Raw genomic sequence first — 14,696 nt, 5'->3', positions numbered from 1 at the left:
GATCCCTACCGCCAACAGAATGGTCTAGCAATGGATTTCGCGATGCTGCCGCCGGAGGTCAACTCGGCCCGAATGTATTCCGGCGCCGGCGCCGGACCGTTGCTTGCCGCTGCCACAGCCTGGAGCTCACTGGCGGCCGAACTGAACGCCGCCGGCCTGGCCTACGACTCGGTGATCGACGAATTGTCCAGCGGCTGGGCCGGACCCAGCTCCGCGGCGATGGCGGCCGCCGCCGCGCCCTATGCCCAGTGGATGCATGCCACCGCGGCCCAGGCCGAGCACACGGCGGCACAGGCCAGAACCGCCGCCGCAGCCTACGACGCCGCGTTCGGGATGACCGTGCCACCGCCGGTCGTCACCGCCAACCGCGCTCAACTGATGACCCTGCTGGCCACCAACTACCTGGGCCAGAACACCGCGGCCATTGCGGCCACCGACGCCCACTACTACGAGATGTGGGCCCAGGACGCCACCGCGATGTACGGCTACGCCGGCAGTTCGGCCGCCGCCAGCACGCTGAGCCCGTTCACCCCGCCGCCCAAGACCACCAACCCCGCGGGGGCGGCCAACCAGGCGGGCGCTGTCGGACAGGCGGCTGCCACCGCGACCGGCAGCCACGCCGACACCGTGGCCGCGGCGATCACCCAGGCGCTGCAGGGCCTGACCACGCCCGGTTCGGCGGCGGCCGGATCGAACGCGTCCCTGTTGAGTTCGGTCGGGTCGGCGGCGGCGCTCGAGCCCGGCCTGGCGGCGTCCTACGCGGCGCTGGCGGCCAGCCTGTTCGGCACTTTCGTCATCGACTCGGCCGGCACCTTCGGTGTCGACGCGGCCGGCTCCTTCGGTATCGACCTGATCGGTGTCGGCGAGATCGAGAGCGAACTGCTGCCGGAGATGGCGCTGGCCAGTGCGGTGACACCGGTGAGCGCCGAGATGGGCGAAGCAGCCACCCTCAGCGGCTTGTCGGTGCCGCAGACCTGGGCGACCGCGGCCCCGACCACCACGGTGATCCAGCAGATCGGCGGGGCGTTGCCGACGGCCGCCGAGAGCGCCATCCCCACCGCGGCAGGGGCCACCGCGCTGCCGCTGGCCGCGATGGCCGCCGCCGGTCTGGCCGGCCGCGCCACCGCCGGCGTCGGGCGCGGCCGCGGTGGCGGCGCCGCGACCACGAAGGCGAAGGCAACAGCTCCCCCGCGCGTGCCGCGCCCGGTCGTCAAACAACATGACCCGAAGCCGGAGCCACCGCCGGTACGTCCGTTGAACGGTCCGATCACCCGAATCTCCGGCGAGCTGCGGGAGCTGGCCGACCTCCGCGATGCCGGGATCCTCACCGAAGAAGAGTTCGCGCAGGAGAAGCGGCGCCTACTCGGCCGGTAACACCATGGATTTTGCGTTTTTACCGCCGGAGATCAACTCGGGCCGGATGTATTCCGGTGCGGGCGCGGGCCCGTTGCTGGCGGCCGCGTCGTCCTGGGATGCGCTGGGCGCCGAACTGAACACCGCGGGCCTCGCCTACGAATCGGTGCTCACCGAGCTGTCATCCGGCTGGGCCGGACCCAGCGCCGCGGCCATGGCCGCGGCCGCCGCACCGTACGCCCAGTGGCTGCGCGCGATCGCGGTCCAGGCCGAAGAGACCGCCATCCAGGCCAGGGCCGCCACCGCGGCCTATGAGACCGCATTCGCCATGACCGTGCCGCCCCCGGTCATCGCAGCCAACCGCAGCCTGCTGATGGCGCTGGTCGCGACCAATTTCCTGGGTCAGAACACGGCCGCGATCGCGGCCACCGAAGCCCACTATGCGCAGATGTGGGCCCAGGACGCCACCGCCATGTCCGGCTACGCCGCCGGGGCCGCCGCGGCCAGCAAGCTCGTCCCCTTCACCCAACCGCCGCGTACCACCAGCTCGGCCGGGGCGGCCGCCCAGGCCTCCGCAGCCGGGCAAGCGGTGGGACAGGCCGCCGCCACCGCCGCCCAGGGGCAGGGCGAGGGCCTTCTCGCCGGGCTCACCCAGGCGCTGCAGGGCTCCACGCTCCCGACCGCTGCCGGTTCGTCGACGGGGGTGTCGGCGCTGGCCGGTCTGATCGGGCCGCTCACGGCCGCGGCCTCGGCCAGCGCCCCCACCATCGAGCTCTCCAACGCCGGCCTGGAACTGATCGTCGACTCGATGGGCACGTTCGGCATCGACGCGCTCGGCACTTTCCTCATCGATCCGCTCGGCGTCTTCGGGGTGGTCGAGGAAGTGGCTCGGGCCGCATTGGCCGGTGCGTTACCGATGACGGCCAGCATGGCCTCGGCAACCTCGATCAGCGGCTTGTCCGTGCCGCTGGCCTGGGCTTCTGCGGTGCCCTCGGCGATCGGTCAGGTCGGCGTGTCCTTGGCGGCCGCCGGCACGTCGGCGGCCGGAGCCGTGGCCGCCGGCGAGACGATGGTGCCGGCGGTGGGAATGGCCGCGGCAGGCCTGGCGGGTCGGGCCAGCGCGGGTGCCGCCCCGGGCCGCCGGGTTCCGACCACCGGTAGCACTGCCGCCCCCGGGCCACCGTCACGGCGGCCCAACGAGCTGCCGGAGTTCACGCCGGAGTCTGCCTTCGGCCTGCTGATGGGTGCCGATGTCGAACTGCGCGAGCTGGCCGAGTTGCGCAGCGCCGGGATCCTCACCGACGAGGAGTACGCCGCGGAGAAGCGGGCCTTGGTCGGCCGCTAGCTGTACTCGGCAGTCACGTTGGTGACAGTCGGCTGATTGGGGGTTGGCCTCCGATGGCTGAGTGGCGGCGTTGATTGTTGTAGTACTCGAGCCAGGGAGCAAGAGCTGCGCTTCGTGCGGCGTTGGTGGTGAAGACCTGGCGGTAGGCCCACTCGGTCTGCAGGGTGCGATTGAAGCGCTCCACTTTTCCGTTCTGCCATGGGCAGTAGGGCTTGATGAAGACGTGTTTGGCGCCGATCGCGGTGATGGTGGCGGCGACGTCGTTGGAGCGGCGATAGCTGAAGTGGTTGTCGGTGATGACGCGCTCGATAGTGATGCCGTGGGTGGTGAAGTATTGAGCTGCGCGCGCGAAACGCTCCGCAAGTGGCGCCCTTCTCGTCGGGCAGGATCTCCGAGTACGCCAGCCGAGAGTGATCGTCGATGGCCGAGTGCACGTAGTCGAACCCGATCCGGGCCTTCTTGCGTGTGGCGGTGTCACCGGCCTGGCGGCCATGGGCTTTCCATCCTCCGCCGTCGGGAATGCGTCCGATCTTCTTGACGTCCATGTGAATCAGCTCGCCGGGCCGGGCCCGTTCGTAGCGCACCGTGGTGGCTTTCGACGAGCGAATGAGCGCTCCGGTCAACGGGTCGCAGTCGCGTAGGTAGGCCACCTCGTGGCGGCGCAGGATCGCCGAGACCGTGCGTGCCGGCACCGCGAGTTCGGTACCGATCCAATCCTGGCCTCGACGGGAGGAACGACGCAGTTCGACCACGGCGGTCTCCACCGATGCGGCGGTGCGTCGCGGGCACCGGTGCGGTCGTGAGGACCGGTCGACGAGACCGGCCGATCCTTCGGTGAGATAGCGGTGGACCCATCGATAGGCGCATTGCCGTGATACACCGAGTTCAGCGGCGACATGCGCGGGTTTGCGCCCGCCGGTCAGGATTCGATCGACCAGCAGTTGACGACCATGAACGGTCAAGCGGGCATTAGCGTGAGACACGAGGACCTCCGAGTGTGTGAAGACGTCAGACATCTCCACTAAGCCCGGAGGTCCTCCCTTCTCGCACCGAAATCGTCAACAACGTCCCTGCCGAGTACAGCTAGCACCTACAGCAGGGTCGTCTGCTCGGGCTGCGGGGCGGCCTCCGCGATCAGCTCCGGACCGTTGTTACGCACGCTGTTGACCAGCGTTGAAACCTCGCGCAGGACGACCCCCCGCGCTTCCGGCGGGCGAGCCAGCAGCTCGGTGTCGACCGGCGCGTCCGGGTCCAGCCAACTGTCCCAACTGGTTTCGGGTAGGAGCAGCGGCATCCGATCGTGAATGCCTGTGAGTTCCCCGACCGCCGCGGTGGTGACGATCGTGACGCTCAACAACGGGTCACGCCGCCTATCGGGACGCCATGCCGACCACAGACCGGCCGCGAACAGCATCACGCCGTCACCGTGGATGTAAAACGGTGTCTTACGAACCTTGCTTCCGCCGGGTTCGGCACGCCATTCGTAGAAGCCGTCCATCGGCACCAGACAGCGCCGCCTTTCGGCGGCCGAGCGGTAGGCCGGCGAGGTGGTGACCTTGTCGGCCCGGGCGTTGATCAGCATCGGGCCACCGGCGGCCGGTGCACCGTCGGGACCGGCTTTGGTCCAGGGCGGCACCAGCCCCCACCGCATCAGCCGAACCCGACGGGTCGGCACGTCGCCGGGGTCGGTGTGGCGGCTGACCACGGTCGCGACGGTGTCGGTCGGCGCCACGTTGTAGCTCGGACCCGAATCAGCGTCCGCCGGAACCTCGTTGACCGCGTCGATCCGCTCGGCCAGCAGCGCCGGGTCGATGGTTACCGCGAAACGCCCGCACATGCCTCCATGGTGACAGCTAATCGAGCCGAGTGGCGGTGACGGCCCAGAACGGCATGTGCACCAGGTTGTCTTCGAGCAGGGGCTGCAGGATCGCGAACCGCTCCGCCAGCGCGCGGACGCCCGCCGTCAGGTCCTCCCGGCCGAGCGCCTCCATCACCGCGATCATCTCGGTGAACGCGTTGGGGTCGAAGGTGCCCTGATAGGTGGTGGTCCCGATGTGGTCGATACGCCACCCCGCCTCGGTGAGCAGCGGCCCGAAGCGCTCCGGTGACAAGCCGTCCAGTTGCCAGCCGTTGACGTTGTGGCGGCCGGCCTCGAACATGAACAGCCGCGCCTGCGGCTTGGTGGCCCGATGCAGAGCACGCGCGTAACGCAGCTGGGTTTCCTCATCGTCCTGGAACACGTGGTAGAACGCACTGTCGACGACGGTGTCGAAACGGCCGTCGAACCCGGCGAGCTCGACCGCGTCAGCCACCTGGAAGTCGACCGCCACCCCGGCCGCCGCGGCGTTGCGCTGCGCCTGCGCGATCGCAGCCGGGGAATGGTCGACTCCTGTTGTCGAATAGCCGTGTGCCGCATAGTAAATCGCGTGATGTCCGGGACCGGTGCCGGGATCGAGGACCTCGCCGCGCAGCGCCCCGTAAGCCACCAGCTGCTGCACCGCCGGCTGCGGGCGGCCGATGTCCCAGGGCTCGGGCGGATCCGCGGGCGCTACGAACTCGGTATCGCTGCTCATCGCTGACCACTGTGCGTGACGCCGGTGAACGACAACAGAACGGGCGGTGTACGAACGGCGATGACCGGCCCGGTGATGGCAAGATCGCCGCTGTGCGCCTCTCAGTGCTCGACCTCGCGCCGGTACGCACCGACCAGTCCAGTGCGGACGCGCTGGCGGCCACCCTGCGCCTCGCGAAGCTGGCGGACCGGCTCGGCTACCGCCGGTACTGGGTCGCCGAGCACCACAACATCCCGTCGGTCGCGGCGACCAGCCCCGCGGTGCTGATCGCGATGCTGGCGGCCGCCACCTCGCGGATGCGGGTCGGCTCGGGCGGGGTGATGCTGCCCAACCACGCGCCCCTGGCGGTGGCCGAGCAGTTTGCGCTGCTCGAGGCCGCCTACCCCGACCGCATCGACCTGGGCATCGGACGAGCACCGGGCGCCGACCCGGTGGCGTCGATGGTGTTGCGCGGTCCGGCCGGCCGAAGCGGTTCTGCCGACCAGAACGTCGTCGACTTCCCCGACCACCTCGACGACCTGATCGCCCTGTTGGGCCCCGCCGGCGTGTCGGTAGAGCTGCCCGACGGCAGCTATGTCCTCCGGGCGACCCCGCACGCGCTGACGTCGCCGCGCGTCTTCCTGCTGGGGTCATCGATGGAGTCGGCCCGCATCGCCGCCGCCAAAGGTCTTCCCTACGTGTTCGGCCATCACCTGTTCGGCGAGCACACCGCCGAGGCCCTGGCGCTCTACCGGTCGGATTTCGTGCCCAGCGAGGTCGCCGCAGAGCCGATCACCTTCCTGACCGTCAACACTGTTGTCGCCGAAACACACTCGGAGGCAACCGCTTTGATACTTCCCCACCTGCACCTGCAGGCGCGAACGGCGACCGGCCAGCCGCCGGGCCGCCTGGAACTGGTCGAAGAAGCCCAGCAGGCGACGCTCACCCCGCAGCAGCACCGCGTCGCCGGCGGCGAGCTCGATCGCGCCGTGCTGGGAACGCCTACCGAGGCGCTGGCACAGTTGCGGGAGCTCGCCCGCCGGTTCGGAGTCGACGAGGTGATGCTCAATCCGGTCGCCTCGGCCCGGCGAGGTAGCGACCCGGCCACCGCGCCGGGACGCGAATCCACGCTGGCGCTGCTGGCCGACGGGTTGAACTGAAGGTGAACCGCCGGTGACGGTTGCCCGACTTCGGAGTGCTGATCGGTGAATGAATCGAGTCGGTTCCGAACGGTCGGTGAACAACTGCTGACAGTCTCCGAAAAGCCCCCTTCACGGGTGGGTCGCCGCGTTCAGATCGCCTAGCGTCGGCGGTGTACCCAAACAGGTGCGCGATCCGCATCTCGACGATCGCAGACCACGAAGGACTCGACGAGGAGCGTTATGTCGTTCGTAACAACGCAACCCGAGGCACTGATGGCCGCGGTTGCAAACCTGCGGACAATCGGGTCGGCGATGACCGCCCACAGTGCCGCAGCAGCGGCACCGACCACCGGCGTGGTTCCGGCCGCCGCCGACGAGGTCTCCGCGCTGACCGCGGCACAATTCGCCGCGCACGCCCAGGCCTACCAGGCCGTCAGCGCCCAGGCCGCGGCCGTCCACGAGATGTTCGTCAACGCCTTGAGCAGCGGGGCCGGCGCGTACGCCGCCACCGAGGCGGCCAACGCCGCCGCGGCCGGTTAGGCCACGGCGATGGATTACTTGTCGTCGCCACCGGAGGTGACTTCCACCAAGATCTATTCCGGTCCGGGCTCGGAACCGATGACGGTGGCGTCGTCGGCATGGAGCGCCCTGGCCGCCGAACTGAAATCCGTTGCGGCCTCGTATCGTGCGGTGATCAACCAGCTGACTTCCGAGGAATGGCTGGGGCCGGCCTCGGCGACGATGGCCACCGCGGCGGCGCCCTACATCAACTGGATGGAGCTCACCGCTGCGCAGGCCGAGCAGGCCGCCGGGCAGGGCCGTGCCGCCGCAGCCGCCTACGAGACGGCGCGCGCGACGATCGTGCCGCCGATGGCGGTCACGGCCAACCGCCAACAGTTGCAGCAGTTGGTCGCCACCAACATCCTCGGGCAGAACACCCCGTCGATCGCGGCCACCGAAGCCGAGCACGGCGAGATGTGGGCGCAGGACACGATGGCGATGTACGGCTATCACGCCCAGTCCAGCGCAGCGACCACGTTGAATGAGTTCACCGCGCCGCCGAACCCGACCAACCCCGGCGGGGAGGCCGCCACCGGCAACGCGGTCGCCCAGGCGGTCGGCAGTGCCTCGACGACCCAGGCCACCAAGGCATCCGGCACGTTGCAGAGCCTGGTGAACTCGCTGACGGCGCAGTCGGCCGACAGCACCGGCAACCCCGCCCAGGACATCCTCAACGACCCGAACTACAACCTGAGCAACCAACTGATGACCCAGCTGGTGACCGGCTCGAACCTGCAGTCGAACAACATCTGCGCGGTCTGGCGTGGCGTCAGCGGTGTGCTCGGCCTGCAGAAGTTGGGGGCTGACGCGATGAAGGGCGCCTCCAGTGCTGCCTCGGGTGCCGCCGGTGCTGCAGCATCGGGTGCCGCCAACGCCGCCTCGGGCGCGGCCGGCTCGATCGGCGGCCTCTCGGTGCCGCCCGCCTGGGTCCCGCCCGCACCGCCGATGAGCGCACTGGGACCGGTTTCCGGCGGCTCCTGGGTGCCGGTCGGTCCTGCGGCTGCAGCACCGGTCCCCTCAGCCGGCGGAATCCTCGGTACGACGCCGATGGCGCCCCCGACCGGCATGCCCGGTATGCCCGGCGTTCCGGCGGCCGCGGCCGGCGCTGCCGGTGCCGGATACCGCGGGTTCGGCGCGCCTCGCTACGGGACGGCGTTGACCGTCATGCCACGGCGTCCCTTCGGCGGATAGCACCAAGAGGCCAAGTGATCGACTACGGGGCATTGCCACCGGAGATCAATTCCGCACGGATGTACGCGGGAGCCGGCTCCGGCCCGATGCTGGCAGCTGCGACGGCCTGGGATGTGCTGGCCGAAGAGTTGAGCCTGACCGCGGCCGCGGTGGACATGACGATCGCGGATCTGACCAGCGGCCCGTGGCGCGGGCCCTCGGCCACCGCCATGGCGGCCGCGGCACTGCCGTTCACCACCTGGTTCAAGACCACCGCAGCCCAAGCCGAGCTGGCTGCCAGCCAGGCCAAAGCCGCCGCGGCCGCCTTCGAGGCCGCGTACGCGATGACCGTTCCGCCTCCGGTGGTGCTGGCCAACCGGGTTCAGCTGATGACGCTCGTCGCCACCAACTTCTTCGGCCAGAACACCCCGGCCATCGCGGCGACCGAAGCACACTACGCGGCGATGTGGGCGCAGGACGCCGCGGCGATGTACGGCTATGCCGGCGGTTCCGCCGCGGCCTCACAGCTTTCGGAGTTCACCTCGCCACCACAGACCACCAATCCGGCCGCACCCGCCGGGCAGGCCGTCGCGACCACCCAGGCCGCCGGCAACTCCGCCGCAACGCAGGCGTCGTCGCAGGCGCTGACCACGGCGCAGTCGCTCGCCCAGGCGGGCACCGCAACCGGGTCACCAGCCGCACCGGGGAGCGGCACCGTGCCGCCTACCACGGCAGCCCTGCAACAGATGGTCAATCAGCTGACGACCTACACCCGCCTCGCCAACTCGTCCATGGGTCTCTTCCGGATCGGCGACTCCGTCGGCCAGGGGCTCAACGGCTGGGAGGTTTCCGGACCGGCCGTCGCGGACTCCAAGGCATTCTTGGCGACCCTGGCGCCGGCCGTAGAGGCGACCAAGAGCGTGGGGACCGCCGCCGCCCACACACCGGGTTTCGGCGCCGCTACGCCGTCGGCCGCGCTGGGGCGCGGCATCCAAATCGGAGCCCTTTCGGTGCCGCAGAGTTGGCCCGTCGCGCCTGCTTCGGCCAACCCGTCCGCGGCTACGCTGGTGTCCAGCCGGATCGCAACGACTGCCGCGGCGGAGGCCGGCGTGATGCCCCGGGCCGGCATGGCCGGTATCCCCGGAATGGCCGGCATGCCCGGGGCCGGTGCTGCTGCTGCCGGCGGGGCCACCGGCTTCCGGTTCGTGCCGCGCTACGGCTACCGCCACCGCGTGATGAACCGGCCGCCCAGCGCCGGATAACGGTCGCTGCCCGCCGCCATGCCCGAGGCCGGGCGACGCCGGTATCAGGCCGGTCTGGCGGGCTTCGTCTCGACGTCACCGATGATCTCTGCCGGCGCATCACCGAAACGACTGGCGACCACCGGGACCCAGATCTGGGCCCCACGCTGACCGCACTCGTTGGTGTCGACGGTGGCGACCATCGCGCCGTGCAGCACACCCGGGATGGTCGGCTCCAGTGTCAGCACCTGCGTGGTGGATTGGTTGCCCAGCCGCCCGTCGGCGCCCACGCATGGCGCCTGCAGCTGCTGCGGCCGAGACCGCCAGGTGCCGCCGTCGTATTCGAGAACCATCTCGGTGCCGCCGTCGGGCAGTGCGGCCACCTTGTGGTGGTCCTTCTGGTCGAGCATCGTCGCCGTGGCGGTGCACAGTTTGGTGTCGCAAGACGACCGGACGGCCCACCAGGTGCTCACGTTGGGCGGCCGCGGGTTGGGGACACCGTTGTACTTCTCCCCCGCCCGGTTCGCATCGACACGGTAGGTCCCCTCGAACGCCGGCGCCTGGACCGGCGGCGCCACCACGCCGGCCGGTGCCTGATCGGCCGCGGTCGCCGTCTCCGCCGGCTCGTCGGCCAGCATCCGCGGAACGACGGTCGCCACCGATCCCACCAGCACCAGGGCCAGCGGCAGCACGACGGCCGGGCGAGCCAGTGCCGCCAGCCGGCCTCGCGGCACCGCGGCGGGCCCCACCGCCCGGGGGATGCCCCGAACGACGGTGCTGGCGGCGTCGGAGGCCTCGTCGGCGCCCGAGTCGTCCAGCTGCTCAGCGAGCGCAGCGACGAAATCCGAACAGTTCCGGAATCTCTCGGCCGGGTCTTTGGCCAGCGCGGCAGCGAGCACGTCGTCGAACGGTTGCAGCTCGGGACGATGTTCGCTGACCAGCGGCGGTGGCGTATTCAGATGGTGACTGATGACGGTCACCGGGTTGTCGTGCTGGAACGGCGGCGTCCCGGCGAGCATCTGGAACGTGGTGGCGGCCAGCGCGTACTGGTCGGCGTATTCCAGCCCCTCCGAACCCATCAGCTGCTCCGGCGCGGCGTAGGCGATAGTGCCGATCGCCAGGTTGCTCGCGGTCAGCCCGCTGGGACCGCTCAGTTGCCGGGCGATGCCGAAATCGGCCAGCACGGCACTCAGCTCGCCGTCGTCTTGCTCGGTCACCAGGATGTTGCTGGGTTTGACGTCGCGGTGCACCACACCTTTGCGGTGGGCATAGTCGAGCGCATCGGCGATGGACGCCACGATCGGGATGACGGACGCGGCGGGCATGCCGGCCGGAAACCTGCGGCAGACCAGCTCGCCGAGCGTCTCGCCGTCGACGTACTCCATGGCGATCCACAGCCGACCGCGATGTTCGCCGCGATCGTGCACCCGCACGATGTTGGGGTGATCGAGCACCGCGGCGGCCTCGGCCTCCCGCCGGAAGCGCTCCTCATACTCGTCGTCGGCACTCAACGACCGGCGAAGAACCTTCAACGCATCACGGCGCGGCAGGCGCGGATGCTGCGCGAGATACACCTTGCCCATCCCGCCGGCGCCCAGCAGTTTGAGGATGGTGTACTCAGCAAAAATCGAGCCCGCTGCCAGAGCCATGCCGCCGATCGTAACGATCCCGGGTGAACGGCCGGGTGATGCAAAGCGGCCAACCGGCAAAGAAGGCCCCACGTGCGCCGGATACCGGCGCCGGCGAAACGCTGGCAGGATGAAACCGTGACGACTTGGCCGGCACCGACCCTCAGCACCCCTATCGACGCGACGGTCACCGTGCCCGGCTCGAAGTCCCAGACCAATCGGGCTCTGATTCTGGCGGCGCTGGCCGCGGCGCGCGGCGGCGAAGTCTCCACCCTCTCCGGTGCCCTGCGCAGCCGCGACACCGACCTGATGCTCGACGCGCTGAGGGCTCTGGGATTGCGGGTCGAGGCGGTGGCCCACCAGGTCACGGTCAGCGGCGAGATCGACCCCGAGCCGGACACCCGGCTGAACTGCGGCCTGGCCGGCACCGTGTTGCGGTTCGTGCCGCCGCTGGCGGCGTTGAGCACCGGCACGGTGATCTTCGACGGTGACGAGCAGGCCCGGACCCGGCCGATCGCGCCGCTGTTGGACGCGATGCGCGGCCTGGGTATCGCGGTCGAGGGTGACACACTGCCGTTCGCGATCAAGGGCACCGGGTCGGTCGCCGGTGGCACCGTTGAGATCGATGCGTCGGCGTCCTCGCAGTTCGTCTCCGGCCTGCTGCTGGTCGGCGCCGCGTTCGACGACGGACTGACCGTGGTGCACACCGGCACGTCCCTGCCGTCGGCGCCGCACATCGCGATGACGGTGGCGATGCTGCGCCAGGCCGGAATCGATGTCGACGACTCCACCGGCAACCGCTGGCGGGTGCGAGCGGCGACTCCGGCGGCTCGGCACTGGGAGATCGAGCCGGACCTGTCCAACGCCACCCCGTTCCTGGCAGCCGCCGTGGTCACCGGGGGTGAGGTGCGCATCACCGACTGGCCGGCCCTCGGCGTTCAACCGGCCGATTCGATCATCGACATCATCGGCAGGACGGGTGCGCTGGTACGCCAGACCGATTCCCAGCTGCAGGTGACGGGACCGGGCAGCTATGCCGGCTTCGACGTCGACCTGCGCGCGGTCGGCGAACTCACCCCCACGGTGGCGGCCCTGGCGGCCCTGGCGGCGCCCGGATCGGTGTCGCACCTGCGCGGTATCGCGCATCTGCGTGGGCACGAGACCGACCGGTTGGCGGCGTTGACCACCGAGCTCAACCGGCTCGGCGGCGACAGCGTCGAGATGGCCGACGGCCTGGTGATCACCGCGACACCGCTGCACGGCGGAACCTGGCACTCCTATGCCGATCACCGGATGGCCACCGCCGGCGCCATCATCGGATTGCGGGTCCCCGAGGTCGAGGTGGAGGACATCGAGACGACCGCCAAGACGCTGCCCGCGTTCCCCCGGATGTGGGCGGAGATGCTGGCCGATTCGGGTTCGAGCGCTTGAAGCCCGGCGACTACGACGAGTCCGACGTCAAGGTCCGTTCCGGCCGTGGCTCCCGCCCGCGCACCAAAATCCGCCCCGAGCACGCCGACGCGCAATCGGCGATGGTGGTCAGCGTCGACCGCGGCCGTTGGGGTTGTGTGCTCGACGATGACCCGGACTGCCAGGTCACCGCGATGCGCGCCCGCGAGCTGGGCCGCACTCCGATCGTCGTCGGCGATCATGTCGACGTGGTCGGGGACCTGTCCGGCCGGCCCGACACGCTGGCCCGCATCGTGCGGCGCGGGCCGCGGCGAACGGTGTTGCGGCGCACCGCCGATGACACCGATCCGACCGAGCGGGTGGTGGTCGCCAACGCCGATCAGCTGCTGATCGTGGTGGCCCTGGCCGATCCACCGCCGCGCACCGGCTTGGTCGAGCGGGCCCTGATCGCCGCCTACGCCGGTGGCCTGGCACCGATTCTGTGCCTGACCAAGACGGACCTGGCCGAGCCCGAGCCGTTCGCCGGTCAGTTCGCCGATCTGGACCTCACGGTGGTCACCGCGGGCCGTGACGACCCGCTCGAGGCGGTCGCCGAGCTGCTGGTCGGCCGGATCACGGTGCTGCTGGGCCATTCCGGTGTCGGCAAATCAACGCTGGTGAATCGTCTTGTCCCACAAGCTGACCGAGCTGTCGGTCAAGTCACCGACTTCGGGCGCGGGCGGCACACCTCCACCCAGTCGGTGGCGCTGCGGCTGGTCGGATCCGGCTGGGTGATCGACACCCCGGGCATCCGATCGTTCGGGCTGGCCCACATCGCCCCCGACGACGTACTGATGGCGTTCTCCGACCTCGCCGAGACGATCATCGAATGTCCGCGCGGCTGTGGGCATCTGGGGCCCCCCGCCGATCCCGAGTGCGCCCTGGACACCCTCATCGGGCCGGCCGCACGGCGGGTCACCGCGGCACGGCAGCTGTTGGCGACGCTCCGCGAGGCTTAGCGGCCTGCGGCAGGCCGCGCTCAGGCCGCCAGTCGGTCGATCCGCTTGTCCCGGCGCCAGCCCCGCACGGCCGAGATCGCGGTCTTGAGTCCGCGGCGCCGCCCGGTCACCGGGTCGGTTCCGGAGTAGCCGGGCTCCAGTTCGGCGAACATCTTCTCGCTGCGGGTCTCCGGGGCGTCGTCGGCGGTGTCGCGCAGGAACCGGTCCGGCAGCGACAGTTTGACGATGGTGCGCCAGGTCTTGCCGTACTGCACCAGAAACGGCCCGGAGGTGTAGGGCAGGTCGTACTTCTCGCACACCTGTCGCACCCGCACCGCGATCTCGGGGTAACGATTGCTGGGCAGGTCCGGGTACAGGTGGTGTTCGATCTGATGCGACAGGCTGCCGCTGAAGAACCGCATCGGCTGCCCGGCGTCGATGTTGGCGCTGCCCAGCAGCTGCCGCAGATACCAGTGGCCCCGTGACTCGCCGACCATGTCGGTCTTGGTGAATTTCTCGGCACCGTCAGGGAAGTGGCCGCAGAAGATGATCGCATTGGACCACACGTTGCGGATCACGTTGGCGATCGCGTTGGACTTCACCGTCGAGGCGAACGTCGCGCCGGGTGACAGCGCAGTCAAAGCCGGGAAGGCGACGTAATCCTTGAACAGCTGCCGGCCGGCCTTGGCGGAGAATTCCCGCAGCCGCACCAGGCTCGCCGCACGGTCGCTGCGCCCCATGAAGATCTTGCCGACCTCCAAGTGCTGCAACGCGACTCCCCACTCGAAGCCGATCGCCAACATGGCGTTGTAGAACACGTTGAACAGGTTGAAGCGTTTCCAGGGCACGTCGCGGGTGACCCGCAGCAGGCCGTAGCCGACATCGTCGTCCATCCCGAGGATGTTGGTGTACTTGTGGTGGGCGAAGTTGTGGGTGAAGCGCCAGTGCTTGGACGACCCGGCCATGTCCCACTCCCAGCCGCTGGAGTGGATCTCCGGGTCGTTCATCCAGTCCCACTGGCCGTGCATGACGTTGTGGCCGATCTCCATGTTCTCGATGATCTTGGCCACCCCCAGGGTCGCGGTGCCGGCCCAGCGGGCCGAGCGGCGGGTGCCGGCGGCGAGCAGCACCCGGCCGGTCACCTCGAGCACGCGCTGGGCGGCGATGGTCCGGCGGATGTAGCGGGCGTCGCGCTCGCCGCGGGAGGCCTCGATGTCGCGGCGGATGGCGTCGAGCTCAGCGGCGAGGTTCTCCACATCGGCGTCGCTCAGGTGCGCGAACACCTCGACGTCGGTTACCGCCATCAGACCGCCTTCC

At 69.9% G+C, this 14,696-nt stretch carries 12 protein-coding genes and 1 pseudogene; 8 read left to right on the top strand and 5 right to left on the bottom strand.

Features of this window, described 5'->3' with window-relative positions; genetic code table 11:
- The first annotated feature begins 30 nt into the window (after positions 1-30).
- Both G6N23_RS05735 and G6N23_RS22565 read left to right on the top strand, forming a co-directional pair.
- The gene (locus G6N23_RS05735) at positions 31-1,374 is read left to right on the top strand and encodes a PPE family protein, SVP subgroup (protein ID WP_085261940.1); all 1,344 of its coding nucleotides are present in this window, start codon (positions 31-33) and stop codon (positions 1,372-1,374) included.
- Between the two features lie 4 nt (positions 1,375-1,378).
- Complete coding sequence (locus tag G6N23_RS22565; protein ID WP_095173952.1) at positions 1,379-2,698, top strand: PPE domain-containing protein; 1,320 nt, start codon at positions 1,379-1,381, stop codon at positions 2,696-2,698.
- Between the two features lie 13 nt (positions 2,699-2,711).
- Here the strand turns inward: G6N23_RS22565 and G6N23_RS05725 are convergent.
- The 3 genes and pseudogenes from G6N23_RS05725 to G6N23_RS05715 form a co-directional block, all read right to left on the bottom strand.
- Positions 2,712-3,681 (bottom strand): annotated as a pseudogene (locus G6N23_RS05725) (IS481 family transposase).
- 107 nt (positions 3,682-3,788) lie between these two features.
- Positions 3,789-4,535, bottom strand: coding sequence for an SOS response-associated peptidase (locus tag G6N23_RS05720; protein ID WP_085259031.1), 747 nt, complete (start codon positions 4,533-4,535; stop codon positions 3,789-3,791).
- Between the two features lie 16 nt (positions 4,536-4,551).
- On the bottom strand, positions 4,552-5,271 hold the full coding sequence (locus G6N23_RS05715) for a class I SAM-dependent methyltransferase (RefSeq protein WP_085259032.1): 720 nt from the start codon (positions 5,269-5,271) through the stop codon (positions 4,552-4,554).
- Positions 5,272-5,363: 92 nt separating this feature from the next.
- On the opposite strand from G6N23_RS05715, the gene G6N23_RS05710 reads away from it, so the two are divergent.
- The 4 genes from G6N23_RS05710 (at position 5,364) to G6N23_RS05695 (ending at position 9,385) form a co-directional block, all read left to right on the top strand.
- The gene (locus tag G6N23_RS05710) at positions 5,364-6,410 is read left to right on the top strand and encodes an LLM class flavin-dependent oxidoreductase (protein ID WP_085259123.1); all 1,047 of its coding nucleotides are present in this window, start codon (positions 5,364-5,366) and stop codon (positions 6,408-6,410) included.
- A 222-nt stretch (positions 6,411-6,632) separates the two neighbouring features.
- Positions 6,633-6,932: a PE family protein gene (locus tag G6N23_RS05705; RefSeq protein ID WP_085259033.1), complete on the top strand. Its 300-nt coding sequence runs from the start codon at positions 6,633-6,635 to the stop codon at positions 6,930-6,932.
- 9 nt (positions 6,933-6,941) lie between these two features.
- A complete protein-coding gene (locus G6N23_RS05700; RefSeq protein WP_085259034.1) occupies positions 6,942-8,144 on the top strand; it encodes a PPE family protein in 1,203 nt (400 codons plus the stop codon).
- A 14-nt stretch (positions 8,145-8,158) separates the two neighbouring features.
- On the top strand, positions 8,159-9,385 hold the full coding sequence (locus tag G6N23_RS05695) for a PPE family protein (RefSeq protein ID WP_085259035.1): 1,227 nt from the start codon (positions 8,159-8,161) through the stop codon (positions 9,383-9,385).
- A 44-nt stretch (positions 9,386-9,429) separates the two neighbouring features.
- Here G6N23_RS05695 and G6N23_RS05690 read toward each other — a convergent pair whose 3' ends face one another.
- Entirely contained in the window at positions 9,430-11,013 is a 1,584-nt protein-coding gene (locus G6N23_RS05690; protein ID WP_085259036.1) for a serine/threonine-protein kinase, read from the bottom strand.
- Positions 11,014-11,130: 117 nt separating this feature from the next.
- Between G6N23_RS05690 and aroA the strand changes: the two genes are divergently transcribed.
- Both aroA and rsgA read left to right on the top strand, forming a co-directional pair.
- Positions 11,131-12,423, top strand: a complete 1,293-nt coding sequence (aroA, locus tag G6N23_RS05685; protein ID WP_085259125.1) for a 3-phosphoshikimate 1-carboxyvinyltransferase — start codon at positions 11,131-11,133, stop codon at positions 12,421-12,423.
- Positions 12,420-13,400: a ribosome small subunit-dependent GTPase A gene (gene rsgA, locus G6N23_RS05680; RefSeq protein ID WP_085259124.1), complete on the top strand. Its 981-nt coding sequence runs from the start codon at positions 12,420-12,422 to the stop codon at positions 13,398-13,400. The genes aroA and rsgA overlap by 4 nt, the downstream gene beginning before the upstream one ends.
- Before the next feature lie 20 nt (positions 13,401-13,420).
- On the opposite strand, the gene G6N23_RS05675 is transcribed toward rsgA, so the two are convergent.
- On the bottom strand, positions 13,421-14,683 hold the full coding sequence (locus G6N23_RS05675) for a fatty acid desaturase family protein (protein WP_085259126.1): 1,263 nt from the start codon (positions 14,681-14,683) through the stop codon (positions 13,421-13,423).
- Between the last annotated feature and the right edge of the window lie 13 nt (positions 14,684-14,696).

Origin of the sequence: Mycolicibacter terrae (assembly GCF_010727125.1) — a bacterium.
In the GTDB taxonomy this organism is placed as follows: Bacteria; Actinomycetota; Actinomycetes; order Mycobacteriales; family Mycobacteriaceae; genus Mycobacterium; species Mycobacterium terrae.
This window is presented reverse-complemented; position numbering and strand designations above follow the sequence as displayed.

Bases quoted from the DNA above. Each gene is read 5' to 3' on its own strand.
- G6N23_RS05735 (WP_085261940.1), top strand. From the start codon at position 31: ATGGATTTCGCGATGCTGCCGCCGGAGGTCAACTCGGCCCGAATGTAT.
- G6N23_RS22565 (WP_095173952.1), top strand. From the start codon at position 1,379: ATGGATTTTGCGTTTTTACCGCCGGAGATCAACTCGGGCCGGATGTAT.
- G6N23_RS05720 (WP_085259031.1), bottom strand. From the start codon at position 4,535: ATGTGCGGGCGTTTCGCGGTAACCATCGACCCGGCGCTGCTGGCCGAG.
- G6N23_RS05715 (WP_085259032.1), bottom strand. From the start codon at position 5,271: ATGAGCAGCGATACCGAGTTCGTAGCGCCCGCGGATCCGCCCGAGCCC.
- G6N23_RS05705 (WP_085259033.1), top strand. From the start codon at position 6,633: ATGTCGTTCGTAACAACGCAACCCGAGGCACTGATGGCCGCGGTTGCA.
- G6N23_RS05700 (WP_085259034.1), top strand. From the start codon at position 6,942: ATGGATTACTTGTCGTCGCCACCGGAGGTGACTTCCACCAAGATCTAT.
- G6N23_RS05690 (WP_085259036.1), bottom strand. From the start codon at position 11,013: ATGGCTCTGGCAGCGGGCTCGATTTTTGCTGAGTACACCATCCTCAAA.
- G6N23_RS05675 (WP_085259126.1), bottom strand. From the start codon at position 14,683: ATGGCGGTAACCGACGTCGAGGTGTTCGCGCACCTGAGCGACGCCGAT.